Raw genomic sequence first — 2,324 nt, 5'->3', positions numbered from 1 at the left:
AGCGCGCCGAGCGCCGCGGCGCGCGGTCCCTCCTCGCCCATCCGCCAGGCCAGCGAGCGCTTGCGGCGCAGCACGTCCAGCACCAGGCCGGAGACGAAGGCGCGGTCCTTGGCGCCGGCGAAGCGCGAGGCCTCGCCCCAGGCCTTCAGCGCCAGCCGCACCGGCCGGTGCTGGGTCTCGATGTCCGTCAGGACCTGGATGGCCGCCGCCAGGCGTCCGCCGTCACGCAAAGTCGAATCTCACGTCAACCCGGGCCCCGCACGCCCCCTCCGTCTCGCTTCGCGAGCCACCTCCCCCGCTTCGCGGCGGAGGATCTGAGCGCCAAGATGCTCCCCCGTGGAACGGGGGAGCTGTCGCGACGCGACTGAGGGGGCGTTCAGCCCCGACACCTCAAACCGAGCTCGGATAGTTCGGCGCCTCGCGCGTGATCATCACGTCGTGGACGTGGCTCTCGCGCAGGCCCGCGCCGGTGATGCGGATGAACCGCGCCCGCTTGCGGAACTCCTCCAGGTTCTCGGCCCCGGTGTAGCCCATGGCCGCGCGCAGGCCGCCGACCATCTGGTGCAGGATCGGAGCGATCGGGCCCTTGTAGGGGACCTGGCCCTCGATGCCCTCGGGCACCAGCTTGAGCGCGTCCTTGACGTCCTTCTGGAAGTAGCGGTCGGCCGAGCCCTGGCCCATGGCGCCGAGCGAGCCCATGCCGCGGTACGACTTGTAGGACCGGCCCTGGTAGAGAAAGACCTCGCCGGGCCCCTCGTCGACGCCGGCGAAGACCGAGCCCATCATGGCCACCGAAGCCCCCATGGCGAGCGCCTTGGCGAGGTCGCCGGAGTACTTGATGCCGCCGTCGGCGATGATCGGCACGTCGGCGTCGGCCGCCGCGCGCACCGCGTCGGCGATGGCGGTCAGTTGCGGCACGCCAACCCCGGCGACGATCCGCGTGGTGCAGATCGAGCCCGGACCGATGCCCACCTTCACCGCGTCGGCGCCGGCCTCGATCAGGGCGCGCGCGCCGTCATAGGTGGCGACGTTGCCGGCGACGATCTGCACACGGTTGGTCTCGCGCTTGATCCGCTGGACGGCCTTGGCGACGTCGGCGTTGTGGCCGTGGGCGGTGTCGATCACCACCACGTCGACGCCCGCCTCGACGAGCGCCATCGACCGCTCGTAACCGGTGTCGCCGACGGTCGAGGCCGCGCCGACCAGCAGGCGGCCCTGCGCGTCCTTGGCGGCGCTCGGGTGGAGCTGGGCCTTCTCCATGTCCTTGACGGTGATCAGGCCCACGGCGTGGTTGTCGTCGTCGACGACGATCAGCCGCTCGATCTTGTGCCGCCGAAGCAGGTCGCGGGCCTCGGCCTGGCTGACGCCCTCGCGCACCGTGACTAGGTTGTCCTTGGTCATCAGCGCCTTGGCCGGGACGTCGTCGCGCGTCTCGAAGCGCATGTCGCGGTTGGTCAGGATCCCGCAGAGCTTGCCGGCCTCGTCGACCACCGGGAAGCCGGAGATCTTCTTGCGCGCCTTGATCTGGCGGACCTCGCTGAGGGGCGTGTCCGGATGGATGGTCAGCGGATTGATGACCATGCCGCTCTCGTAGCGCTTCACCTCGCGCACCTGGTCGGCCTGCTCCTCCACCGTCAGGTTGCGGTGCAGGATGCCGATCCCGCCGTTCTGGGCCATGGCGATGGCCAGCCGGCTTTCGGTCACCGTGTCCATGGCGGCGGACACGAGCGGGATGTTCAGCTTGATCTCTCGCGTGAGCCGGGTGGAGACGTCCACCTGGGTCGGCATGACGTCGGATGCGCCCGGTTCGAGCAAAACATCGTCGAAGGTGAGCCCTTCGCGAATCTCCATGGAGACACCTCGTTTTGCGGCGCTCGTATAAGCGGAACCCGGGCGGCGCGGCAAGAGCCCGCGTCGCGTCCGATGTTCGCAAGCGCCAGGGAGAGTTTCGCCGAACTTGGGAATCGATCGCGACTCTGGCAAGGTCGCGCCTGGAGGGCGTGCTCACGTAGCCGGCGTCCCCAGGCTGCGGCTTGCGCAACGCCCGCCAATTCTGTTCGTTGTCCCTCAGCTGTGCTGGAGGGTGGTTTTCCGCGATGAAGGGCAAGAGCGGCGGTCCGACAGGGCCGAAGTACATCGATCGTCCGGAAGTCAGCGAGGTATTCGCCGACCGGCTCGAACACCTTTTCTTTGACGGCGGGACGGTGCGCATGGAGTTTACCGTCACGCGAACCGATCCGGCCCACAGCGGCCCGGGCCACGTCATGACGGAGCCACGGCAATGGTCCTACACCGCCTGTCGCGTCGTCCTGTCAGCGCGCGGC

The 2,324-nt window shown here is 69.2% G+C and carries 2 protein-coding genes and 1 pseudogene; 1 reads left to right on the top strand and 2 read right to left on the bottom strand.

Features of this window, described 5'->3' with window-relative positions; translation table 11 throughout:
• Together VJS38_RS07610 and guaB are read right to left on the bottom strand one after the other, a co-directional pair.
• Window positions 1–230: pseudogene (locus tag VJS38_RS07610) on the bottom strand (MFS transporter); the annotation flags it as partial.
• A 160-nt stretch (window positions 231–390) separates the two neighbouring features.
• The gene (guaB, locus tag VJS38_RS07605) at window positions 391–1,851 is read right to left on the bottom strand and encodes an IMP dehydrogenase (RefSeq protein WP_324087551.1); all 1,461 of its coding nucleotides are present in this window, start codon (window positions 1,849–1,851) and stop codon (window positions 391–393) included.
• Between the two features lie 245 nt (window positions 1,852–2,096).
• Between guaB and VJS38_RS07600 the strand changes: the two genes are divergently transcribed.
• A partial coding sequence (locus tag VJS38_RS07600) for a hypothetical protein (RefSeq protein WP_324087550.1) occupies window positions 2,097–2,324 on the top strand: 228 nt, incomplete at its 3' end.

This window comes from Phenylobacterium sp. (assembly GCF_035276905.1).
Classification (GTDB): Bacteria; Pseudomonadota; Alphaproteobacteria; order Caulobacterales; family Caulobacteraceae; genus Phenylobacterium.
The sequence above is the reverse complement of the archived record's forward strand: the minus strand, read 5'-3'. Positions and strand labels throughout refer to the sequence as shown.

What these genes read in the sequence shown, in the direction of transcription:
- guaB (WP_324087551.1), bottom strand. Translation starts at nt 1,851, where the DNA reads ATGGAGATTCGCGAAGGGCTCACCTTCGACGATGTTTTGCTCGAACCG.